At 43.9% G+C, this 25,405-nt stretch carries 17 protein-coding genes; 9 read left to right on the forward strand and 8 right to left on the reverse strand.

The features are described from left to right. Positions 1-361: 361 nt before the first annotated feature. From BSHG_RS13085 to BSHG_RS13070, 4 genes are all read right to left on the reverse strand, one after another. The gene (locus BSHG_RS13085; protein WP_005785254.1) at positions 362-2,386 is read right to left on the reverse strand and encodes a RagB/SusD family nutrient uptake outer membrane protein; all 2,025 of its coding nucleotides are present in this window, start codon (positions 2,384-2,386) and stop codon (positions 362-364) included. Positions 2,387-2,401: 15 nt separating this feature from the next. Next, complete coding sequence (locus tag BSHG_RS13080) at positions 2,402-5,671, reverse strand: SusC/RagA family TonB-linked outer membrane protein (RefSeq protein ID WP_008658786.1); 3,270 nt, start codon at positions 5,669-5,671, stop codon at positions 2,402-2,404. A gap of 547 nt (positions 5,672-6,218) precedes the next feature. Further along, positions 6,219-8,261, reverse strand: coding sequence for a RagB/SusD family nutrient uptake outer membrane protein (locus tag BSHG_RS13075; protein WP_008658787.1), 2,043 nt, complete (start codon positions 8,259-8,261; stop codon positions 6,219-6,221). A gap of 13 nt (positions 8,262-8,274) precedes the next feature. Next, positions 8,275-11,541 carry a SusC/RagA family TonB-linked outer membrane protein gene (locus BSHG_RS13070; RefSeq protein ID WP_005801253.1) on the reverse strand — a complete coding sequence of 1,089 codons (3,267 nt, stop codon included), beginning with the start codon at positions 11,539-11,541 and terminating at the stop codon, positions 8,275-8,277. 917 nt (positions 11,542-12,458) lie between these two features. Here BSHG_RS13070 and BSHG_RS13065 point away from each other — a divergent pair. From BSHG_RS13065 to BSHG_RS13055, 3 genes are read left to right on the forward strand one after another with little or no spacing between them, the layout of a single operon-like run. Next, a complete protein-coding gene (locus BSHG_RS13065; RefSeq protein WP_005775707.1) occupies positions 12,459-13,316 on the forward strand; it encodes an enoyl-ACP reductase in 858 nt (285 codons plus the stop codon). Between the two features lie 4 nt (positions 13,317-13,320). Then, entirely contained in the window at positions 13,321-14,334 is a 1,014-nt protein-coding gene (gene gldB / locus BSHG_RS13060) for a gliding motility lipoprotein GldB (RefSeq protein WP_005785263.1), read from the forward strand. Between the two features lie 26 nt (positions 14,335-14,360). Continuing rightward, positions 14,361-15,065, forward strand: a complete 705-nt coding sequence (locus tag BSHG_RS13055; RefSeq protein ID WP_008658788.1) for an SAM-dependent methyltransferase — start codon at positions 14,361-14,363, stop codon at positions 15,063-15,065. Here BSHG_RS13055 and BSHG_RS13050 read toward each other — a convergent pair. From BSHG_RS13050 to BSHG_RS13040, 3 genes are all read right to left on the reverse strand, one after another. Next, entirely contained in the window at positions 15,031-16,149 is a 1,119-nt protein-coding gene (locus BSHG_RS13050; RefSeq protein WP_005785267.1) for a hypothetical protein, read from the reverse strand. The genes BSHG_RS13055 and BSHG_RS13050 overlap by 35 nt on opposite strands. Before the next feature lie 64 nt (positions 16,150-16,213). After that, positions 16,214-17,080 (reverse strand): lipoyl synthase, encoded by an 867-nt coding sequence (gene lipA, locus BSHG_RS13045; RefSeq protein ID WP_005795984.1) that lies wholly within the window; start codon positions 17,078-17,080, stop codon positions 16,214-16,216. 126 nt (positions 17,081-17,206) lie between these two features. Continuing rightward, on the reverse strand, positions 17,207-19,417 hold the full coding sequence (locus BSHG_RS13040; RefSeq protein ID WP_008658791.1) for a S9 family peptidase: 2,211 nt from the start codon (positions 19,415-19,417) through the stop codon (positions 17,207-17,209). A gap of 257 nt (positions 19,418-19,674) precedes the next feature. On the opposite strand from BSHG_RS13040, the gene BSHG_RS23240 reads away from it, so the two are divergent. The 6 genes from BSHG_RS23240 (at position 19,675) to nagB (ending at position 24,873) form a co-directional block, all read left to right on the forward strand. After that, a complete protein-coding gene (locus BSHG_RS23240; protein WP_014298319.1) occupies positions 19,675-19,827 on the forward strand; it encodes a hypothetical protein in 153 nt (50 codons plus the stop codon). Between the two features lie 27 nt (positions 19,828-19,854). Beyond that, complete coding sequence (locus tag BSHG_RS13035; RefSeq protein ID WP_008658792.1) at positions 19,855-20,583, forward strand: LiaF transmembrane domain-containing protein; 729 nt, start codon at positions 19,855-19,857, stop codon at positions 20,581-20,583. Positions 20,584-20,592: 9 nt separating this feature from the next. Next, a complete protein-coding gene (locus tag BSHG_RS13030; protein WP_008658793.1) occupies positions 20,593-21,435 on the forward strand; it encodes a LytR/AlgR family response regulator transcription factor in 843 nt (280 codons plus the stop codon). Positions 21,436-21,768: 333 nt separating this feature from the next. Then, positions 21,769-22,704 carry a TIGR01212 family radical SAM protein gene (locus BSHG_RS13025; protein WP_008658794.1) on the forward strand — a complete coding sequence of 312 codons (936 nt, stop codon included), beginning with the start codon at positions 21,769-21,771 and terminating at the stop codon, positions 22,702-22,704. Positions 22,705-22,821: 117 nt separating this feature from the next. After that, on the forward strand, positions 22,822-24,021 hold the full coding sequence (locus BSHG_RS13020; RefSeq protein WP_005795977.1) for an FprA family A-type flavoprotein: 1,200 nt from the start codon (positions 22,822-22,824) through the stop codon (positions 24,019-24,021). A gap of 39 nt (positions 24,022-24,060) precedes the next feature. After that, positions 24,061-24,873 carry a glucosamine-6-phosphate deaminase gene (gene nagB / locus BSHG_RS13015; protein WP_005775719.1) on the forward strand — a complete coding sequence of 271 codons (813 nt, stop codon included), beginning with the start codon at positions 24,061-24,063 and terminating at the stop codon, positions 24,871-24,873. Positions 24,874-24,966: 93 nt separating this feature from the next. On the opposite strand, the gene BSHG_RS13010 is transcribed toward nagB, so the two are convergent. Continuing rightward, positions 24,967-25,380 (reverse strand): DUF6565 domain-containing protein, encoded by a 414-nt coding sequence (locus BSHG_RS13010; protein WP_005813090.1) that lies wholly within the window; start codon positions 25,378-25,380, stop codon positions 24,967-24,969. Between the last annotated feature and the right edge of the window lie 25 nt (positions 25,381-25,405).

The following is a 25,405-nucleotide window of genomic DNA, read 5'->3' on the forward strand; positions in this document are numbered from 1 at the left end:
TTCCTTCTTCCTTCGGGAAATGCTTGTTTTAATTCTATGTTAAAGCAAGTGTTCTGTATTTAAATAACAAGCCCTTTCGATGTAAAAAACTTGTTCTTTATCAGGAGATAAAGGAAGGTCTCACAGATAGTGTTAACAATGTTAATAAAGAGAAGTGTCCGGTTGAGGACCATGTGCAAAGGATAGCCTTCCGTTTTTGAGTAAAATAGAAAAGGGAGATCCTCACGGACTTCCCTTCCCTTTTCCTTTTTTAAACCTTATGTAGTTGCTATAAATCTCTTACCACAACACCTTATTATACTAAAAATCAATACTTAGTAAAAAATTATATTGTTTTTGTATTTAGTTCCTATCGAAAACACTATTCCAATGCTTTACCGGCAGTCATCGGCCAGTAAGGATTCTGATACAACTGAGTTGTGTTGATATCTTCCGGATTGGTAGCGGTCAAAGACATATCTTCTATGCCGATCGGATCCAGATAAAATGCTTTACGCCAAGTCAGACCGTCATACAATTCATTATTGATTGAGGTTCTGCGAAGTGGGCGTAAGTATTTGCTGTCGCTTTTGGGCGAAACGTTTGCATCAAGGGTACCATCGTCCTTAATGTCCTTGTGATCTTTATAAGCGGCATCCCAGAAGTTGATACCTTCAATGATATAGGGTTTGGTCAGCAATTGATCCCAGGAACGCCATCTCTTCAGGTCGTCCCAGCGCATACCTTCACCGATGAATTCACAACGGCGTTCGCGACGGATATTATAGAGGGTAACATCCACCATTTTGCTGCCCGAATAAACGGCTAAGTCATTTTCTTTGCTCAAGTCGGTTGCTGCAATAGTCTTGGCATAATCGTCGTCAACACCGGCGCGTGTGCGGAGTGCTTTCCAATACTTTTGTGCCTTGGCATCCAGTGAACCGGTTTTCTCGTAGCAGGCTTCCATGTAATTGAGGTTAGCTTCTGCAGAACGGAAGACAACACAAGCATTGGTCCCTAGCAGTTCGTCACCCTTAGTCTGTGCGTAATCGTAAGTGTGAGCTTTACGTGGGCGGTATCCTGTAAGGTCTTGAGTCTGTTTCTGTTCGGAGATGATATTCGGAACTCCGAAAAGCAGTGTTGTGCCGGCTGCTGCTACAGCCGGGTTTTTGGTATCACTGTGCAATACATCTTTTTCACCCCATACAAACAGTTGCAGACGTTCGTCGCGATTTTCTTTTTCATCCGAGATAGATACATCACCGTGATATTCGTTGCCTGCAGCATAAATAGGCAAACCGCTTTTCATCAAGAAAGTAGTAATGAATCCGCGAGTCAATCCGGTACGGTCACCGTTCTGCAGACGTGCAGGCGCACAATGTGAAACATTTAATGATTTGTCATACTGTTTCCACAACAACACCTCGCTATAACCGGAAGCATCCGGTGTGCTGAACATTTCGTAATACGGGTTCCAATTATAGATTTGTCCATACTCCGGATTTAGCACGTGTGAGTTTTCGGTCAGCGTGCAGTGGTCGGCTACGGCTGCTGCTGCATTCATGGCTTCGGTCAGGAAGAAGTCTATCTCACCGTCAATGTTGAACGTTTTGCCGCTGTTGTAAGACATTTTAGCACCCGGCCAACTTTCATCTCCCGGCACACGTCCGGTTCCCCGATGATATTTCTCGAAAGTAGCTTCGAACAGGGCTACTCTTGATTTATAGAGTTGAGCCACCTGCTTGTTGATACGCTGGTTGTTTTGGAAACCCTGGTCGTGCATACGGTTGATAGCTTCATCCAAATCTTTCAGAATCTGGCGGGCTACTTCATTGCGCGGAGCACGTGTACTATACTCCAATAAAATCTCTTCCTGATCGGGGAGAACTTTATCTACGATAGGATAGTCGCCATATTTCACCAATGCTTTATAGTAGGCCATGGCACGGAAGAAGTAAGCTTCGCCGATGTAGTGTTTCAGGTCCTCAACCGATCCTTGAATCGATCCTTCTTTTTCTTTGGGGAGTACTTGTTCAAGCAGGTAATTCCATGTACGGATCCGGTTTAATGGAGCTTGAATCGACTTCCCGCTTCCTACCTGCCAGTTACCGGCAAAATAATCCAGGCTACTGTCGTCTGCCAACAGGTTGTCTGTGTTGGCATCGTTGCGTTGCATGCCTGAGTTCCAAGCCTGTTGGTGATATAGCTTATAATTTCTGGAGTCGTCCAGATAGTCGTTGTAGTAGTTATTGAGGTAGTTTGCTACCTGGTCTACTGTACTGAAGTACTTCTCAGGAGTTACCTGGCTGATAGGTGACCGGTCGAGAAAATCCTCGCACGAAGTTATCGCCAATCCGCCCATTGCTATCAATGAGCAGAAGTATATATGTTTTAATTTTAGTCTCATAGTTCATTCAATGAATTAGAAGTTAACGTTTAAGCCGATTGAAATAGTTCTCTGCAACGGATATAGTTTACCCGGTCCCCAGTCTCCACCCAGTGTTTCCGGGTCGAATATATCACTGATGCCTGAGATTGTCAGCAAGTTGTCTCCTGATACATAAACACGTACCGATTCCATGGCGGCTTTCTTGGTCCATGCTTTGGGAAGAGTGTAACCTATTTGTGCATTCTTCAGGCGGCAGTAGGCTGCATTTTGCAAGTAACCGCTTTGCGTTTTTTGGTTTTTATTGCTGCTGAAGTATGGTTTCGGATAGTAGGCATTGGTGTTTGCTCCCAATGGGTCGCCTTCAGGACGCCAATAGTCGAGGTGTTCCTTGAATACGCATGATTGCCACATACCTCCGTTGGCTCCCCAGAAATACGGACCGTCCAACATGTAATCCCTTTTCATCACTCCCTGAATGAAGAGTGAGAAGTCGAGTCCTTTCCAGGAACCATCCAGTGTCAGACCGAAGTTGTAACGCGGAGTGCTGTTACCGATAATCTTTAAATCGCCATGGTCGTTTACTGTATTGGCACCGCTGTTCACACCGTCTTTTCCGTCAATATTGGCATACATGATATCACCGGCACCCCAGGCTGATCCCCAGTTCGGTTTTCCTCCGTTGGCTAAGTGCTTGTCCATCTCTTCTTGGGTTTGTGCAATTCCGATGGTTTTATATCCCCAAATCTCACCTATGGTTTTTCCTGTATAGTACTTTTCGCCCAAAGACAAGGTTTTATTCGGGTATTCCAATATTTTCTGCATATTGTCAGACATGACGAGGCGGACACCGTAATTGAACTGCTGAATGCGGTCTCTCCATGAAAGCTCTAATTCCCAACCATACGATTTCATATCGCAGTTGTTGATTTGTGGAGCGCTGGCACCCAATACGGAGGGCAGTGTAGGAGCCGGACCGATCATGTCGTATGTATAGCGGTTGTAGTAATCGAATGAACCTGTCAGACGGTTGTCAAACAATCCCCAGTCGATACCCACGTTCCATGATTCGATGGTTTCCCAGGTCATCAAACTGCTGACGATACCGGGCAGACCGGCTACATTCTGTTTTTTGCCGTTGATCAACCATCCCGAGGAAGCACTGCCTGTAGGCATGTTTTGGTAGAATGGATACCAAGCGTTCGTTTCACTGGTATTGTTATTACCGAGCTGTCCCCACGAACCTCTCAGTTTTAAAGTTCCTACCACTTGAGTCAGTGGTTCAAAGAATGCTTCGCGTGAGATGTTCCATCCTGCGGAGAATGATGGGAAAAGCCCCCAGCGTTTGTCACCGATAAATCGGGAAGAACCGTCGTAGCGAAGGTTGGCCTCAAGCATGTAGCGTTCTTTATAGTTATAATTTAAACGTCCGAAGAAACCGGCGATTGCTTTTTCACTGGCCCATGAACTGGCTTTTTTATTGTCTTGTGTCAATCCCAAAGACGGTACTTCAGGACTGATCAGGTCTGTACCGAACCCAGTCAGCCCGCTTGGGCGGTAAAGCTCACCATTGAAACCGACCATTATCTTAAAGTTGTGATCACCGAAGGTCTTGGCGAAGTCCGTATAAATATTGGTAGAAAAGTAGTCTTCACTTTCACGTGAGTCTTGTACTTCGGAATAACCGGCTGCATTATCGCCCCATCCTAATAAATAGGGTTGATTGTCGGCATCATAAGCGTAAATAGGAAGTACAGCCCATGATTGTTTGCGTGTATAGGTACGCATACTGCCTTCTGCTACGATACGCCAGTCTTTTATGGGTTCGAAGATGGCCTGCAATTGTTGGGTATACCAGTTTTTCTGGCTGGTTTGTTTACCACCGTCTTCCATTTCGATTATTTCCATTTTCTGCTGATAATGTCCGTTCGGATCTCTTACCGGACAAGTCGGCCAACGGCGGGCGATATTATGGAAGAACAGACCGGTCATGTAAGTCGGACGGTCGTAATCTTCGCGTGTCCACTTGCTGGTGTAGTTCAAAGTAACCCAGTCGGTTAGCTTTGCAGAAATTTTGGCGTTCATGGTGTAACGGTTGAACTGATCTTCACCGTGTCTTAGCAGACCTTTCTGGTCAAGAAAACTGCCACTGATCATATAAGTGAGTTTGTCTGTACCGCCGCTGATATTCAGATTGTGCTCTGTTGAGGGTACCCAATTTTTATAGAACTCTTTAAACCAGTCTGTGTTGGCGAAGGAACCTGTATAGTTTTGCCATTTTCCGTCATTACCGGCCTTCGCTCCATAGTATTCAGGAGTGTTCGGGTCGGTGTATTTCCCTGTCTGATAGTTTTTAATACGCTCCAAGGCCGCTTCGTCAAATACCAAACCTCCTCCATCGTTTGTGTTGGCACGGTTGAAGTATTGTGCGAAGGTATAAGAATCCACCATTTCCGGAATCTGAATTGCATCGGAGAAACGTACGTTACCCGAGTAATTCACACGAGTCTTACCGGACTTACCGCTCTTGGTTGTAATCATGATTACACCGAAAGAAGCACGTGCACCGTAGATAGAAGAAGAGGCGGCATCTTTTAATACTGAAATGTTTTCGATGTCATTCGGGTTCACTGTGTTCATGTCACCTTCGATGCCGTCGATCAATACCAACGGGCTTCCGCTCGAACCTTCGCCGATGGTACCGGCACCGCGGATATTGATACTGAGACTACTGTCCAGTGCGCCACCGCTATTACCTACTGACATATTCAATCCCGGAACCACACCTTGAAGGGCTTGTGATACGTTTTGTACCGGACGAGATTCGATTACTTTTGAGTCCACCATGCTGACAGAACCGGTTACATTCACTTTTTTCTGTGAGCCGTAACCTACTACTACGACTTCGTCCAACTGTTGAGAATCCTCTTTCAACGTCACACTGATAGGCTCGCTACTTGCTTTCACCGTAACGGTTTTGTATCCGATAAATGAAATTTGGATGGCGCCTCCTAGAGGGGCTTCGACCGAGAATTTTCCTTCCAGGTCGGTAATGGTACCTGTGTTGTTTGCGAGAACTTTTATGGCTACACCGATCATCGGTTCTCCGGTTTCATCTACTACAGTACCTTTTACTTTTACTTTAGCTTGTTGTACAGCTTCAATCGCGTGTTCTTCGTTAGTATCAGCCGTGGCTTGCTGAGGTGTTGCACACCAAAGCATGATAGAAGCGGCAATTGCCATTTTTAGGCGACTTGTTTCCCGAAGTCGTATCAGGCTTGGAAACAGGTTGGTTTTTTCTTTCATACACTAAATTGTTCGGTTAAACATAAATTTGAATAGTTTGTTTTTTGAGATTTTTCCGGTAAAGATTTATCTTGCCGGAAGTGATGTTTAAGTGTCTTTTTTGTTTCTACTCCATAAGCTTGTCTGATTAGGGTTATCTTATAATATCGTTTTTGTCTTGTCTGAGATGTGCTGATGGTACGGAGTTATGACTATTATAAAGTACCTGGAGAACTTTGCCTTTTTATGTATTTCCCTATAACATCATTTCTCCCTTTTTCTTATTATACCTACGTTGCCGATTGGCTTGATAATTGGTGATGTTTTCGTCTTGATTGACTTTAAGATATCGATAAGTGTCTACTGTAAAGGTATGTATACCGGAAAAGTATGAAAGGGCAAGACTTTCCATATCATTTCAATAGCGATAATGAACGCAAAAAAAAGGTATCCTCACGGACACCCTTTTTCAATTTTCCTTTTTTAAACCTTATGTAGTTGCTATAAATCTCTTACCACAACCTCCTTATTATTATACTAAAAATCAATATTTATATATTTGATATAATTATTCTATAGCTGCTGTGTTTCTTTCTTCAGGCCAGTATGGGTTCTGATAGATAACCGATGAAGCTATTTCGCCTGACGGTGATAATAATTCGATCTGTCGGATAGGTACGGGATAGAGATAATGCGCTTTAGCCCAAGTATAACCGTCATAGATTTCATTATTCTTTTGTACAACAGAATAAGGACGTAAATAGTTGGATAATTTTCTGGATGAAACATTTGCCATAGCGTTGTCCGGGCCTTCGATATATTCGAACTTGGCATCTTCTCCTTCATAACGTTTGTAAGCGTCACTTCCCCAGAAGTTAAATCCTTCGGGAATAAATCGTTCGACCAACAGTCTGTCTAATGATCTCCAACGAATCAGGTCATCCATACGCATGCCTTCGCCAATGAATTCGCAACGACGTTCGCGGCGGATATTGAAAAGTGTCACATCGATCATTTCATTCTCGCCTTTGTATTTAGCCAAATCGTTTTCTTTGCTCAAGTCTGTTGCGGCAATGGTTTTAGTGAAGTCCGGATCAACTCCTGCACGTATGCGTACAGCTCTCCAATATTCGGCAGCTTTTCCCGTAACATTCCCGTTATTCTTCATGCAGGCAGCTTCCATATAGTTTAGATAAGCTTCTACTGCACGGAAAATTACACAACCGGTTGTAGACTGAGCCTGTCCCGAAACATATTGTTTCTGGTCGTAAGAGAGACATTTACGAATACGATATCCTGTTAAGTCTTTGATTTCCGATTCGGCTACAATTATATTGGGGTAGTTTGCGTCCTGATATGTTTTCATGGCATTGGTTGCAGCGTTGGATACGGCCGGTATCATATCTTCCTCACCAAATAAGAAGAGTTGCAGACGTTCGTCGCGGTTGGCTTTTTCATCCATTACCCGTTCGTCACCTTTAAAAGGATATGCGGCTGTGGCTGCATACCAAGGCATACCGTCTTTCATCAGGAAAGATTGTACATAGTTGTGCAACATACCGTTGTTGCCTCCCGAAGCTACATAAGCTGTAGCGCCGTGTGCGATGGTAAAGTCGCCGGAGTAATAATCACGCCAGAAGAGCACTTCTTCAAATCCACTCATGTCTTCGGCTGAAAACATATCGAAATAATCATTCCATCCCGAAATGTCGTTGTCATTTGCCGGATTGAACACACCGCTGTTAGGTGTCAGCTTAATGACATCGGCTACTTGTTCTGCTGCGGACATCGCCTGGTCCAGAAAGAAGTTTATTTCGGTATTGGCATCATACTTATAATCAGGATGCACTCGCTTACCCGGCCAGTTGGCATCACCCGGTACACGTCCCGTACCCTGATGATATTTCTCGAAAGTAGCTTCGTAGAGTGCTACACGTGATTTGATTAACAAAGCACATTGCTTGTTCAAGCGGTTGTTGCCGGCAAAACCATGGTCGTGCATGTACTCGGCGGCCTTGTCAAGATCTTCAAGAATGAAACGCGCCACCTTGTTACGTGGTTGTCGTACACCTTTTTCTATCAATATTTCCGCATTATCCGGTAATACTTCTGTGATAATCGGATAGTCTCCATACATCCTCAGCTTCTGGAAATATTTCCAGGCACGGATAAAGTACATTTCACCGATATAATGCTTCACATCGTCAGCGTTACCTGATATCTCTCCTGCCTCATATTTGGGGAGTACTTTTTCAAAGAAGTAATTGCAATAACGAAAAAAGGAGAAGTCCCAGTTGTCATTGGCTGCTTCTGTCTTCCAAACATCCTTGGTGTAGTAATTCTGGAGTCCGCTACCGCTGCTGCCGCCTGAAACCATATTGTCGGTAGCACCGTCATTGTTTACAGTACCCGCACTAAATCCGCTATGAGTAGAGAACAGATTCTGATACTTTGAAATACTATAAGCTGCCAAGTGATCTGCATTCTGGAAATACGATTCCGGTGTTACCTGATCCAGCGGCTCCCTGTCTAGGAAGTCGTTACATGATGGGAAAAGTAATACTCCCCCTGTCAGTACACATAATTGTATGATTCTATTTTTTAGTTTCATAATGATTCGTTTTTTAGAAATTTACGGTTAAACCAATTGCAATTACTTTCTGTAACGGATATACTTTACCCGGATCGGTCCATTGGGTTCCCAGGTTTTCGGGGTCGAATACTCCGGTGATGTCTGATACAGTCAGCAGGTTGTCGCCCGATACATAAACACGTACTGATTCCATTCCTGCTTTCTTTGTCCATACTTTGGGTAATGTATATCCGATCTGGATGTTTTTCAAGCGCCAATACGAAGCATCTTGCAAGTAACGTGTCTGACGTTGCTGGTTTTTCGATGTACCGCGGATGACACGTGCGAAGTACGAATTGGTGTTAGCTCCCAAGGGATCACCTTCCGGACGCCAGAAATCCCAATGTTCTTTAAATCCGGCGGAAGCCCATTCGCCACCTCCGGAGAATCCCCAGAAGTACGGGCCGTTCAGCCAATAATCACGTTTGCCGATACCTTGTACAAAGGCACGGAAGTCTAAACCTTTCCAAGCAGCATCTATCGTGATACCATAGTTGAAGCGAGGGGTGTTGTTTCCGATAATCTGCCAGTCGCCCGAATCACCTACTTTGTAGTTACCTTGGTCCACTGAGCCGCTATTGTCGAGATCGGCATACATGATGTCACCTGCTGCCCATTTCTGCCCCATCGGCTGCTTGGCATTGGCAAGATGTTGGTTCATTTCTTCATCGCTTTGTGCGATTCCAATTGTTTTGTATCCCCATATCTCTCCTAGCTTCTGTCCTTCATAATAAGGATTACTAAGACTCTTGTCGGGATTGTTGTATTTCAGAATCTTTTGTTGTGCATCCGAGAGGACAAATTTCACTCCATAAGAGAAGTTTTTGATTCTGTCTCTCCAGCCGATTTCCAACTCGAAACCATACGATTTCATGTCGGCATTATTGATTTTAGGAACACCTGTACCCAGAATAGATGGGAGTTCCGGAGCGGTGGCAATCATGTCGTATGTGTAACGTACGAAATAGTCGAATGAACCGGTCAGACGGTTGTTGAATAATCCCCAGTCCAGACCGGCATCCCATGTTTCGATGGTTTCCCAGGTCTTTTCGCTACTGACGATACCCGGATTGCTGGCATAATTCTGGCGTACACCGTTTACTAACCATCCGTAGTTCTGTCCTTGCGGTAAAGTCTGGTAGAAAGGATACCAGGCTTCATTGGTGTTGGTGTTACCCAACTGTCCCCACGATGCTCTCAGTTTCAGTGTACCAATTTTCAACTTGTTGGCGGTTTCTTCGAAAAAAGCTTCACGGGCGATGTTCCAACCACCTGAGAATGACGGGAAGAATCCCCAACGTTTGTCGCCGATAAAGCGTGAAGAACCATCGTAGCGTCCGTTGGCTTCCAGCATGTAGCGGTCTTTGTAGTTCCAGTTTAAACGGGCAAAGAAACCGGCCACTGAGGTATGTCTGTATCCACCTGCTACACTGGGTTCACCTACTGCGGTATTAATTGTCGGTACGGATGGAGTAATCAAGGTTGATTTGTCCGCACTTACACTGCGGTCCTTGTACAGCTCGGCGTTGAAACCTACCATTGCCTTGAAATAGTGCCCGTTATCCAGTTGCTTGAAGTAATCCGAATAGATATTGGTAGAATAGTAATTCTCTTTATAAGCATATTCAGACACTTTTGAACCGCCTACCGGATAGCTGCCTACACCTGCATCCCATGTCATACCTACCGGATTACCGTCTACATCGTGCTGATAAACAGGCAGTACTTCCCAATGTTGGTTATTGGCGGTCACACGCAAACTTCCTTCTACATAAATTTTCCAGTTCTTGATTGGTTCGAAGGTCAGTTGCAGCTGTTGTGTGAAGAGGTCCTTCTGGTTGATTTGTCTGCCTCCGTCTTCCAGTTGGATCAGTTCGGATGGTTCGGTCAGGTATCCGTTATCGTCATAGACAGGTACAGTCGGCCAGCGGCGTGCCACATTGTGGAAGAACAATCCCGTCAGGTAACTTGGACGATCATAATCTTCACGTGTCCATTTGGTTGAATATCCCAATGTAAACCAGTCTGTGATGTTACTTGTGATTCGACCATTTAAAGTGTAGCGCTGGAAGGTATCTTTGCCATGGCGGATCAAACCTTTCTGATCGAGAAAGCTTCCACTGACAATATATTGAGTTTTATCTGTGCCACCACTGATGCTAAGATTGTGATCCATGGAAGGAACCCAATCTTCATACACTTCCTTAAACCAGTCGGTATTTGCATTCGATCCCGTATAGTAGTTCCATCGGCGTGATTGTTCGTTAAAGGTAGCTGATGATTTTAAGGTACCATCCTGGTATGCTTTGATGCGTTCCAGTTGCTCTTTACTGAAAACAGTACCACCATTATCATTTGCCGCTGCACGGTTAAAGTATTGTGCGAAAGTATAAGAATCCAGCATTTCAGGAATATTAGTCGCATCAGAGAAGCGCACATTACCCGAATAGGTCACTCTGGGTTTTCCCGATTGTCCGCTTTTGGTTTTTACCAAAACCACACCGAATGCGGCACGTGCACCATAAATAGAAGCTGATGCAGCATCTTTCAGTACTGATACCGATTCAATATCATTGGGGTTTACTGTATTCAGGCTGCCCTCGATGCCATCGATCAATACCAATGGAGACGATCCGGAGCCGTCGCCGATGGTACCTGTACCACGAATATTAATACTCATCTCACTATCCAGTGAACCACCACCGTTGTTGACGGAGAGGTTCAAACCCGGTACCACACCTTGTAAAGCTTGCGATACATTTTGTACCGGACGAGCTTCAAGTACTTCGGAATTGACCATGCCTACGGCACCGGTGACATTAACCTTTTTCTGTGAGCCATAACCAACTACCACTACCTCATCTATCATTTCACTATCTTCTTTTAAGACAATGTGCATTGGGGTTGATTCGGCTTTTACAATGACGGTTTTATATCCCACATAGGATATTTCAAGTGTAGCACCTTTGGCTACATCGATGGAGAATTTACCATCTAAATTGGTGATTGTTCCATTAGGCGCGTCTTTTACTTTTACAGAAACGCCGATTAGAGGTTCGCCGGTCTGATCTACTACAGTACCGTTTGCTTTTACCTTTTGCTGCTGAATACTGGCAACTTCGTGTTTTTCATACGTATCTGCAACTGCTTGTTGGGGTGCCATACACCATAGCATGATAGATGCAGCAATTGCCATTTTTAGGCGATTGGTTTCCCGAAACCGTATAAGGCTTGGAAACAGGTTGATTTTTTTTGTCATACACTAAATTGTTCGGTTAAACTTCATTTTGAATAGTTTGTTTCTTAGGTTTCCCGGAAAAATGGTTTTCCGGAGTTTGTGTGAGGTCATTTCTCTGTTTTTTATCTCATAAGCTTTTTAAATTAGGGTTATTCTATTTATTGTATTTTATGATCTATCTTTACATTGTTGCTTCAGGCTTAGTTCTGTTGGTACTTAATTGATTATGACAGTCTGATATGTTGTAATAGGCGTACAGATATACCATGGACCTCAATAATGTTATCTGTTGTTTATTAGTTGGTTATAGTAGATATTAACTGACCGGTAGAGGGATTAGGTTCCAATATTATTGAGTATTACTTATAGTCTACTATATTTGCCAAAGAAGTATATTCCTGTTTTTAAGCTAAAATGTATTTCATAATATACATGAAAAAATAAACCTTGGATTTATGATTTATTAAAAGATATTATTATCTTTGTCCCGTTATCTCCTTTTGCATTATAAATATGATGTGATTATTAACTTAATATTAGAAAATGTATTTTGATGCAAAATTATTGAAGTAAAGTACCAACAGAACTTTGCCTTTTCTATTTTTGAATTACTACTTTTTTCTTTTTGTTTAGACTGATCTTTTTTATATGTATTCCGACAAACGATTGCGGCAACCTGTCGACTCTCTCTGGCTATTTATATAGTGATTCAAAGTACGCTTGATATAAATAAGGAATACTGTTGTCATTGAGATGATAGACAATTGCTTTATATTTCGGGAGTAAGAATTGTCATTTTGTTGTAGGAGACTCTATTATCTATTAATAAATAATCAAATTCACTGTATTTTTTGTGGTTTCCCTCTTTTCTTTGCACACTTTTCGTGCTTTTATGCAGAAAATCTATATCTTTGCAACCTAATTTAACATTAAAAGGTATGAGTTACAATTTGTTGAAAGGAAAAAGAGGTATTATTTTCGGTGCATTAAACGAGCAGTCTATTGCCTGGAAAGTAGCCGAAAGAGCCGTTGAAGAAGGTGCTGTTATTACATTATCAAATACTCCTGTTGCTGTTCGCATGGGACAGGTTTCTGCTTTATCAGAAAAGCTGAATTGCGAAGTGATTGCTGCTGATGCCACCAACGTAGAAGATTTGGAGAACGTATTCAAACGCTCGATGGAAGTTTTGGGCGGACAAATTGATTTTGTATTGCACTCTATCGGTATGTCACCGAATGTTCGTAAGAAACGTACTTATGATGATCTCGATTATAATATGTTGAATACTACGCTGGATGTTTCAGCTGTTTCGTTCCATAAAATGATTCAGGCTGCCAAGAAGCAAAATGCAATTGCAGAATACGGTTCTATCGTGGCATTGAGTTATGTAGCTGCACAGCGTACTTTCTACGGATATAACGATATGGCGGATGCAAAAGCATTACTTGAATCTATTGCCCGCAGTTTTGGTTATATCTATGGTCGTGAGCACAACGTGCGTGTGAATACTATTTCCCAGTCGCCTACCTTTACAACTGCCGGTTCTGGTGTGAAGGGTATGGATAAACTGTATGACTTTGCTAATCGTATGTCTCCGCTCGGTAATGCTTCAGCCGACGAATGTGCTGATTACTGTATCGTAATGTTCTCCGATCTTACCCGTAAGGTAACTATGCAGAACCTGTTCCACGATGGAGGTTTTTCAAGTGTTGGTATGAGTCTGCGTGCAATGGCTACTTACGAAAAGGGGCTGGACGAATATAAAGACGAAAACGGTAATATCATTTACGGTTAAGGTAATGAAAATACGGAAAGACGATATTCTTCTTATTTTGCTGAGTCTGCTTTTCGCATCCTGCCGGGTGGGGAAAGCGGAACCTGTGGCGGACCCTATGGAAGAAGAGGGAATTTCCGTAGTCAGATATGATAAGCTGTTGGACGAATACGTTCGTTTCAACAGCTTTTCTGCTTTACAAAAAATGAACCTGGAGTATGCCTTGCCCACCAAACTGTTGATTGAAGATGTATTGGCTATTGGACAGGTGAGCGATGACCATATTTTCCAGCGATTGAAAACTTTCTATTCGGATACAACCTTGGTCCGTCTTATAGAAGATGTGGAGGCCAAATACCCGGAATTGGAATCGGTTGAAAAAAATCTGACCAAAGGGTTCGGGAAATTACAAAAGGAGATTCCGGATATCATGATTCCTATGATATATACGCAGATCTCGGCATTTAATGAATCCATTGTTCTGTCTGACAGCGTGTTGGGTATTAGTCTTGACAAGTATATGGGTGAAGACTATCCGCTTTACAAGCGTTTCTATTACAACTATCAGCGGCGTACTATGCGTCCTGACCGGATCGTTCCCGATTGTTTGGTGTTCTATCTGATGAGCCAGTATCCTTTTCCGATGGATTACTCCCGTACATTACTCGATGTAATGATGCATTATGGTAAAATCAATTATGTGGTACAACATCTATTGGACTATTCCTCATCGGAAGAAGCGTTGGGATATTCGGATTTAGAAAGGGAATGGTGTAAAGAGAACCAACAGCAGATGTGGAGATATATTCTTGAGCAAGATCATTTGCATGCTACGGATCCGATGGTAGTACGTCAATATACCCGTCCGGCTCCTTTCACTAACACTTTAGGCGAGAATGCGCCTTCGATGGTAGGTACCTGGATCGGTACGAAAATCATCACCTCATATATGAAACATCATAAGAAAACAACTTTACGGCAATTGCTTGAAATGAGCGACTATGAACGTATGTTCACGGAATCGCGTTTTAATCCGTAAAATTTCAACTATTAAATACCCTATTCATGGATACCGCTCTTTATCTTTTGCCCGTCACTTTGGGCGACACTTCGATCGAGTCTGTATTACCTTCTTATAATAAAGAAATTATTCAGGGCATCAAGCACTTCATTGTCGAAGATGTTCGCTCGGCCCGCCGCTTCCTGAAAAAGGTAGACCGTGAGATTGATATTGACTCACTCACTTTTTACCCGCTGAATAAACATACTTCTCCTGAAGATATTTCCGGTTATCTGAAACCGCTGGCAGGCGGTTTGTCCATGGGAGTGATTTCCGAAGCCGGCTGTCCTGCTGTAGCCGATCCGGGAGCTGACGTGGTGGCTATTGCACAACGTAAAAACCTGAAAGTAGTTCCGTTGGTAGGACCTTCGTCTATCATTCTTTCTGTGATGGGTTCGGGGTTTAACGGGCAGAGTTTTGCCTTTCATGGCTATCTGCCTATAGAGCCGGGTGAGCGTGCAAAAAAAATAAAAGCTCTTGAGCAACGGGTATATGCCGAGCATCAGACACAGCTATTTATAGAAACACCTTATCGTAACAATAAGATGGTGGAGGATATTCTGCATAATTGTCGTCCGCAGACCCGCTTGTGTATTGCAGCGAATATCACTTGTGAGGGAGAATATATCCGTACTAAAACCATAAAAGAGTGGCAAGGAAAAGTACCCGACCTGACTAAGATACCTTGTATTTTTCTCTTATACCAATAACCTGTTTCAGGTGCTCGTATTCCAACTCGAAACACTCGCTGAAGAAGTGAGTACCTAAGTTGTGCTCTATTTGTTGGAAAGTCCATAACTTTCCTCCTTTGAATCGTGGATCGCAGAGAATGGAGTCGTCTTCCATATCGACAATGAACAGATAGACCAAACGATTGGTCTGTTCGTTTTCAAAATGATAGGAGATGGTAAATGTCGGTTTCAGATCAGAGGCCTTCGGAAAAGCATTGCTCAATAAGCGGTTGGCTCCCGCCGTCAGTGTCTCCCCGTATCGGAGGTAACACTCCATCGGTATATCCACTTTGCCTTTATCGAGGATGCAGCTTTGCGGACGATTACAGAGGAACAACATGCCGTGGGTGGAAACAGCAATGCGTATCACCGGATTAATGTAGGCATTCTTATAGTTGATAGCTTCCACAGCCAGACTTTTTCCGATTACATCACCACGGGTATTGACGATGGGGACATATTCCGTATGCGCCATTACATGATTAAAGTAACGGATACCTATTTGATTGAGAAGGATGCTGAGAATAAATATAGTAGGCGGCAATACGTGATAAAGTACAAGTATGGAAGTCCGGGTGAGGGGATGTGCTACCAAAACCGTCAGGCTGATGACAGCAAAATGGAGAATACCTAAAATCAGTACGACCCGTGCAGATACAATGGCAGATTCTGCTCCTTGAGCAAACAACCGCCGGTTGCATTGGGCATTTTGACGCAGGTAGTGGCTGATGAACTTCCTCCTGTGCAGGAATAGAATAACCATCGGAATCAGTATGCTGACTTCAAGTGTAAGCGGCAATGCTCCTTCCGGAACGAAATCTCCGGGAATAAAGCTTGCCAGAGTCAGTAATGTCAAGATTCCCGTAGAGATATAGAGGATAAAATTGGGTATGCGGGCCCCTTTACGAGACAGTGACCTATACGAATAGATAAGCCCGATACCTGTACCGATATAGATTGATATGTCCTGTGTTATAAATTCGCATAAGAGGATGGAAACAATAACAGGGATAAAGCCCAATGACATATTAAATGCAGAAGAAAGTACTCCTTTGTTACCCATATGTTTTTATTGTATTATTTTGCCGTTTACTTGTAAAACAAACAAGGAGCCTGTTATGTTCTTACTACTTATTATTAAATCGGATATGTTTTTCTGCATGATACGAGGAGCGTACTAATGGTGCGCTTTCCACTTGTTCGAACCCTTTCTTCAGTCCTGTTTCTTTATAAACAGCAAACTGTTCCGGAGTAATGTATGCTGCAACCGGGAAGTGTTTGTGGGTTGGCTGCAGATATTGCCCGATGGTGAGGATTTTGCAACCGACGGAAATCAAGTCGTCCATTAACTCTTCTACTTCAGCTGGAGTTTCACCCAGACCAACCATAATACCCGATTTTGCCGTAATACCGCTTTCGGCTATTTGGCGGATCACTTCCAGGCTGGTGTGATAGTTGGCGGCACTACGCACCTGTGGACTGATGCGTTTCACAGTCTCCATGTTATGGGAGATGATTTCGGGACAGGCTTTTATCACTTGGTCAACAAGCTCTTTGCGTCCCTGGAAATCGGGAATCAGTACTTCGGTAGTTGTTTCCGGATTTAGTCGTTTGATTTCACGAATTGTTTGTGCCCAATGGGCTGCACCCAAATCAGGCAGATCGTCGCGGTCTACAGATGTGATAACTGCGTGTGAGAGTTTCATCAGGGCAATTGATTCTGCAACGTGGGTCGGTTCGTCGGGATCCAAAGGCAGAGGTCGTCCGGTCTGGGTATTACAGAATTTACAACTGCGGGTACAGATGTCACCGGCAATCATGAACGTAGCTGTTCCTTTTCCCCAGCATTCGCCCATGTTGGGGCAACGCCCACTGCTACAGATGGTGTGCAGGCAGTGCGATTCGACAATGCGTTTGGTCTCGGTATAGCGTTCATTGGCTCCAATGCTGATTTTAAGCCATTCGGGTTTGCGCACCCGTTTATCGTTTCCCATATAGTACTGTTTTTATTCTATGATTCTCCACAGAAGACACGGAGTACACAGAGTTTTATTTTAAAATTCAATCATTAAAATAATCCTCAGTGTACTCCGTGTCCTCTCTGTGGCGAGAACTGTTTCTTATAAATTATTCCGGAAGAAGTTCGTCAGCTTCGTATACAAGTGGTTACGGGTATTTCCACCATAGATGCTATGATTCCGGTTGGTGTATACCTGCATATCGAACTGTTTTCCGAGTTGTACCAGGTGCTCTGCATATTCTGTACAGTTCTGGAAGTGAACATTATCATCTGCCATACCGTGTACAAGGAGCAGGTTACCATGCAGGTTGTCTGCACGGCTGAATGCTGAAGCAGCTTTATAGCCTTCGGCATTTTCTTTCGGCGTGCGCATAAAGCGTTCGGTATATACTGTATCGTAATATTTCCAGTCTGTAGGTGCGGCCACAGCAACTCCGGCTTTAAACACGGGTGTACCTTCGCTCATACTCATGATGGTCATATATCCGCCGAAACTCCATCCCCAGATACCAATACGTCCTTTGTCCACATAAGGCAGTCCACCCAGATATTTGGCAGCTTCCACCTGGTCTTTAGCTTCTTTTACGCCTAGGTTCAGATAGGTGCATTTCTGGAATTCACTGCCACGGCCACCTGTGCCGCGACCATCTACACAAGCTACCACGTAGCCGAGGCTTGCCATGTAGGTTTCCCAACTGATTCCCCATTTGTCCAGAACCTGTTGCGAACCCGGACCGCTATACTGGAACATCAGTACCGGATAACGTTTGGCAGGATCGAAATTGACCGGTTTCATCATCCAGCCGTTCAGATCGACTCCTTCTGTTGTTTTGAACGTGAAGAATTCTTTTTGCGGTATGGCATATTCGGCCAGTTTCTGTTTCAGTTTATCATTTGTTACGAGAGTCTTCAAGACCTTACCTGTGTTGTCATTCAAGGTAATCAGTATCGGAGTATCGAGGCTGGTAAACTTGTTCATGAAATATTTCATCGAGCTGCTGAAGATGGGACTGTTGGTTCCCGGCTGATTGCTCAGTTTCATCTTCTTGCCCTTACGGTCTATCTTGTATACCGCCTGACGCATCGGGCTTTCTTCATTGCTGGTGTAATAAAACTCGTTGGTATCCGGATTCCATCCGATAAAGTTTTTTACTTCATAGTTGCCGCTGGTCACTTGTTTGATCAAGTTACCGTTCATGCTATACCAGTACAAGTGAGGATATCCGCTCTTATCGCTAACAAAGCTGAAATATTCGGGATAGAACTGAATGTTATCGAATACATTTTCGTTGATGTAATAAGGAGATTCGTCGCGTAGGGCCAGTTTGCACACTGTGCTGCGAGGATCGGCAAAATACATGTCGAAGCGGTTCTGGTGACGGTTCAGTGTCATGATGGCCAGTTTGTTGGGATCCTGAGTGAAACGGATGCGCGGGATATATCCGTCGGCGTCTATCGGCAGCTTCACCTGACGGGTCACTTTCGATTTGATGTCGAACGTATGTACTGACACCTTGGAGTTGGGGTAACCTGCTTTGGGATATTTGTAAGTGTATTCTCCCGGATAATCCTGCAGTGCATCATAACGCGGTGCTTCACCTGCAAACAGGGGGAAAGTGTATGATGGAACCTCCGATTCGTCGAAACGAACATAGGCCAGCATGGTATTATCGGCATTGAATTCCAGGGCACGGTTGAAACCGAACTCTTCTTCGTATACCCAGTCGGGAATACCGTTCAGTACACTGTTCAACTTGCCGTCTTCAGTCACTTGCGATTCGCTGTTGCCATACAAAAGCTTTACCAGGAAGATGTTATTATCACGGACAAACGCCACCAGGTTTCCGTCCGGAGAGAATACCGGGGCTTGCTGCGGACCACCGTCCGATAGCTTTTCAACAATATTGTTGGTAGTCACTCCTTTGTCGTTCCGTTTCACCGGATACAGGTAGTGGACTGCCGTATAAGAATGACGATAGATGGGCTTGGTTTCGGTTGCAATCAGTATTTTTGATCCGTCCGGTGAAAATTGGTAACTGTCGAATTTCTTAAAGGGGCATTCGCGGGCTTTTGTCACATCGAATACCACTTCCACCGGTTCACCCGTGCGGAAGGAATATTTCACGATCTGTGTACCTTCGGCATTTCTTTGTGTGTAGTGTTCGCCGTCAGGCATGGGAACCACACCATAAATGTTTTCGGGGTTGAACTTGCCCGAGTTAATTTCTTTCAGGTCGAGCGCTTTGCCTCCTTGTGCAAAGCCGGCAAGGCAGCACAGACAGAAAAACAGAAAAATGAATTTTCTTTTCATTGGCTTAGATGATTTTATAGGTTGTTTCTATGTGTCCGCAAAGGTAACGATAAACGGTGAGCCTTCAAAACAGGAGGGGTAAAATATCTGTGAAATAGCGTTGGTTAACGAAAAAACAGAGTCTCTGTTTGATACGGACAGAGGCTGTACGGGACACAAACGGAGGCTTTGTCCCGATGAAACGGAGGTTCTACCCGGCTTTGTTTGTGTATAGAGACAAGGGGGAGAGAATCCGGAGTGTCTCCCGATAAAGAGATATGACTATATCGGTTCAAACTTGTACGCAATCGGTGAAAAACAGGTCCGGTTTTATCGGGAATTATCCCCCTTTCATCGGTTGGCGTACTGTTATTGACGAAAAAGTATTTCCGGGAGGTGGTAAATGGCGTATCTTTGCCCACAAAGATTAAAAGAAATAATTAACAATGAAATAATATATGGAAAAGAAAGAGTTTTCATCTCCTGCTCGGAGATACGGTAAGTTTTTTATCGCCTTTATTTTTATAACGGCAGGAGTGCTTTTGCTGGCTCGCAATCTGGGATGGATTTCTTATACCTTGTTTGGTATTTTGGTTTCCTGGCAAATGTTACTGATTCTTTTAGGAATTTACTTGATGTTGCGGCGTCAGATTTTGCGGGGCGGGATACTGCTTGCTATCGGTACCTATCTGATCAGTCCGTATTTGGGATGGATGCCTGCAGGAGTTCATGTCACTCTTTTCCCGATTGTCCTGATTGTTATCGGACTTGCTTTTCTGTTCAGGCCGAAACGTGCCCGGCACGAGCGTTCGCACCGAGGGAACTTTGCCAGTAGCCAATATAACTCAACAGATGGAGTGCTGCACTCCGAAAACACATTTAGCGGCATCAGGCAGGTGGTGCTCGATGAAGTGTTTAAAGGCGGAACTATACAAAACTCTTTTGGCGGGACGGTTATCGACTTGCGGCGTACGACTCTTCCCGAAGGAGAAACGTTTCTCGATATTGATTGTACATTTGGTGGAATAGAAATTTATGTGCCTTCCGATTGGAAAGTAGTGTTTCGGTGTACTACCTGTCTGGGCGGTTGTCAGGACAAACGTTTTGGCGGGGGTATGATCGATCAGAACCGGATATTGGTGATCCGGGGTGATTTGACATTCGGAGGTATTGATATAAAAAGTTGAAAATAAAACATGGATATACATCCTATACAAGAATCTTCCCGGCGGTGGATGACGGCATTGATATTGGCCGTTGTAGCAGCAGGGATACAAACAACTCTACTTTGGGGCTATGCCGGAGCCGACATGCTTCCGGCTGCAATAGACGGGATTTTATCTGTCGGATTGCTTTGCCTCCTGGCCTATCTGGCATGGTATGTCATTGGCCTTGTCTCTATATTGCAGACCGACTTACTGATAGCCGCTTTGGCTCTGCTTTTCTGGCTGGCGGGAGGCTTTGCCGTGCAATATGTGCTGGAACAGAATATGGGACAAGTATATGCTCCTTTTGGTGAGACGCTTCCTTTCCGTATATTGTTTGGAGCATTGGCCTGGGGAGTGATGATGTTGTGGTATCGCTTGCAGTCGCTGAATACCGTTCAGGAAGAGATATTAGAAGAGGCTGTTTCGAGAGAGGAAGCCCTTCGTGAAGAATTGAGGCAGATTGAATGCCGCGAAGATAAAGCGTTGCCGGAAGAGGCGGAATGTATTGACCGCATCACGGTGAAAGATGGTACACACATTCATCTGATCCGTACCGACGAGTTGCTTTACATACAGGCATGTGGCGATTATGTCACATTGGTGACCCCTTCGGGACAATATGTCAAGGAGCAGACCATGAAGTATTTTGATGCCCATCTGCCATCAGCAGGATTTGTGCGTGTGCATCGTTCTACAATAGTGAACGTGACGCAAATATCACGGGTTGAACTCTTTGGAAAAGAAAATTATCAGCTCTCGTTAAAAAACGGCGTAAGGCTGAAAGTGAGTAATTCCGGATATAAATTACTGAAGGAGCGGTTGGAACTTTAATAACCGCTATCTATGAACAGGTGAAAGGGTGTAGCCATACGATGCGGATGACTACACCCTTTTATGCCTAGGGCTACACCCTTTCCTCCGGATGGCTACACCCTTGGTTGGAGAAGATGCTTCATGTGAACATTGCTCACATTTTCTTTATTTATATAATCTTTTCAGACACTTTCTCAGATCTTCTAAGTTAACGTCAATCTATAGATGTTACGTGCTTTCGTATAAATTTAAAGAGCAGTATAAGGGCGAAGATACAGAAAAAAATAGCTAACGGCTCTTTTCTATAACTTTTTATGTATATTTGTACTGTTTACAAAAGCATGATATTCTATGACTAAACCGGCTCCGACGCCTTTATATAACGAATTTACTTTCTTTCTGAAAAAATACTTTCCCTATAAGGTACAGAAGATATCTCTTAATGCGGGTTTTACATGTCCTAACCGGGACGGAACGAAGGGATTGGGAGGCTGTACGTACTGTAATAACCAAACATTCAATCCCGAGTATTGTAAAACGGAGAAATCCGTCACCCGGCAACTTGAGGAAGGAAAGCAATTCTTTGCCCATAAATATCCGGATATGAAATATCTGGCTTATTTTCAGGCTTATACCAACACCTATGCCGAGTTTGAAGGACTGAAACGGAAATATGAAGAGGCTTTGAGTGTGGACGGGGTGGTGGGACTGGTCATCGGCACACGTCCGGACTGCATGCCTGATCCCCTGTTGCGATATCTGGAAGAACTGAATAAGCACACTTTCCTTTTGGTAGAATATGGTATTGAAACCACCCGGGATGTTACTTTGAAGCGTATCAACCGTGGGCATACCTATGCCGATACGGTAGAAACTGTCAACCGGACGGCTGCTTGCGGGATTCTGACCGGAGGACACGTCATCCTCGGTCTTCCGGGAGAGACCCATGACGAAATTATCGCTCAGGCGGCCGAATTGTCCCGTTTGCCATTGACCACTCTTAAAATGCATCAGTTGCAGTTGATACGTGGTACGAAAATGGCACGTGAGTTTGAGTGCCGCCCCGAGGATTTTCATCTCTTTAGTGTGGACGAGTATATCGATCTGGTAATCGACTATGTGGAACACCTGCGCCCCGATCTGATACTTGAGCGATTTGTTTCACAATCACCGAAAGAACTTCTGATTGCACCCGATTGGGGGCTGAAGAATTATGAATTTACTGCCCGCGTGCAAAAAAGAATGAAAGAAAGGGGTGCTTATCAGGGAAAGGCATACCTGGTTTAGAAAAAAAGAACTATTTTTGCGAAGCGAATGAGTTGCGAGTTACGAGTTGCAAGCTGAGAGGTACCGTTGGGTATTGTTGTTACTCGTACCCTGTAGCTAAATTAAACTAAAAAAAGAATGGAACAGAAAACAAGAATTAAAGGAAACGTTCATTATGTGGGAGTTAACGACCGTAACAAGCACCTCTTTGAGGGAATGTGGCCTTTGCCCTATGGAGTTTCGTATAACTCTTATCTGATTGATGATGAAATGGTGGCACTGATCGATACAGTGGATATTTGCTATTTCGAAGTATATCTTCGAAAAATCAGAAATATCATAGGCGACCGTCCTATCAACTATTTGATTATAAATCACATGGAACCGGACCATTCAGGTTCTATCCGATTGATTAAGCAACACTATCCCGACATTGTGATCGTTGGCAATAAACAGACTTTCGGTATGATTGAAGGTTTTTATGGTGTGACCGGCGAGCAATATCTGATTAAGGATGGTGATTTTCTCGCTCTCGGACGTCATAAACTGCGCTTTTACCTTACCCCGATGGTACACTGGCCGGAAACGATGATGACATTTGACGAAACAGATGGCATACTCTTCTCCGGTGATGGTTTCGGGTGTTTTGGTACGCTGGATGGCGGCTTCGTGGATACACGCATGAATATCGACCATTATTGGGGCGAAATGGTTCGTTATTATTCGAACATCGTCGGCAAATACGGTTCACCGGTACAGAAAGCTTTGCAAAAGTTGGGTGGACTTCCTATCTCGGCTATTTGTTCTACGCACGGTCCGGTATGGACTGAGAATATCACGAAAGTGGTAGGCATTTATGATAAACTGAGCCGTTATGACGCAGATGAAGGTGTGGTAATTGCATACGGCAGTATGTACGGTAATACCGAACAAATGGCAGAAGCCATTGCAGCTGAGCTTTCGGCACAGGGCATCAAAAACATTGTGATGCACAATGTCAGCAAAAGTAATCCCTCTTATATCCTTGCCGATATATTCCGTTATAAAGGATTGATTATCGGTAGCCCTACTTACAGTAACCAGATTTTCCCGGAAGTGGAGTCGCTTCTGTCCAAGATATTGGTTCGTGAATTGAAAGGACGTTATCTGGGGTATTTCGGTTCGTTCACGTGGGCAGGTGCCGCCGTGAAACGTATGGCCGAGTTTGCAGAGAAAAGTAAATTTGAATTGGTCGGTGATCCTGTAGAAATGAAACAGGCCATGAAGGAGATCACATATCAACAGTGTGAGAACCTGGCACGTGCTATGGCCGGCCGTTTAAAAAAAGACAGAGTATAAGTTACCCCTAATTTATTAACCTGATAAAAACAATCGAACATGAGACTAATCATTCAGCCGGACTATCAGTCCGTTTCTCAATGGGCGGCACATTATGTTGCTGCTAAGATCAAAGCTGCCAATCCCACTCCGGAAAAACCTTTCGTTCTGGGATGCCCCACAGGATCATCTCCACTGGGTATGTATAAGGCACTGATCGACCTGAATAAAAAAGGAATCGTATCGTTCCAGAATGTTGTTACTTTCAACATGGACGAATACGTAGGACTGCCGAAAGAACATCCGGAAAGCTACTATTCTTTTATGTGGAACAACTTCTTCAGCCATATCGACATCAAACCGGAGAACACGAACATTTTAAATGGAAATGCTGCCGATCTGGATGCTGAATGTGCACGTTATGAAGAAAAGATCAAATCGTATGGCGGTATCGACCTGTTTATGGGAGGTATTGGTCCTGACGGTCATATTGCTTTCAACGAGCCGGGCTCTTCGCTGAGTTCTCGTACCCGTCAGAAAACACTGACTACAGACACGATCATTGCGAACTCTCGCTTCTTCGACAATGATATTAACAAGGTTCCCAAGACTTCGTTGACTGTGGGAGTGGGCACTGTGCTTTCTGCCCGTGAGGTGATGATTATCGTAAACGGACACAACAAAGCACGTGCATTGTATCATGCCGTAGAGGGTGCCATTACACAGATGTGGACGATCAGTGCATTGCAGATGCACGAAAAAGGTATCATCGTTTGCGATGATGCTGCTACTGCCGAACTGAAAGTAGGTACTTATCGTTATTTCAAGGATATCGAAGCAGATCACCTCGATCCGCAGTCATTGCTGAAGTAATACAGGCATAAAAATAAAGAAGAGGATAGGCCGGAAAAACTTTTGGCTTATCCTCTTCTTTTTATCAGTCTGACACGAAAGTCTGTTGAGGAACTAATCTTTCAGACCGTCTTTGATCCCTTCCATTGCTTTCTCACCTTTTTTAGCAGCCTTTTGCGCACCTTCTTTTACGTCTTTTGCTGTATCTTTGACTTTCTCAAATGCATCTTTGGTGCTTTCTTTCAGGTCATCTCCTATTTTCTTTAACTTTAGGGCAGCATAAGTGGATTCCAGTTTTATCACTTCTCCTTTTTCGTCCGAAGTCATTTGTTTACTGAAGTTATTATAACTGTCTTTCAGTTTCGTAAATTGTTCGTCAGCCTTTTCCCAGTCGGCTTTTGTATAGTCTTGAGCGTTTTTCTGTACGCTTTCGACAAAAAGCTTAAAGCCCTCCAGATACGAATCTTTTGTTTGGCTGCATGCTGTGGCAATGGTTAGCACCAATGCAAAGAATAATACTTTTTTCATAATCAAATGCTATTGTTTGGGTTTT

This window comes from Bacteroides sp. 3_2_5 (assembly GCF_000159855.2).
Classification (GTDB): domain Bacteria; phylum Bacteroidota; class Bacteroidia; order Bacteroidales; family Bacteroidaceae; genus Bacteroides; species Bacteroides fragilis.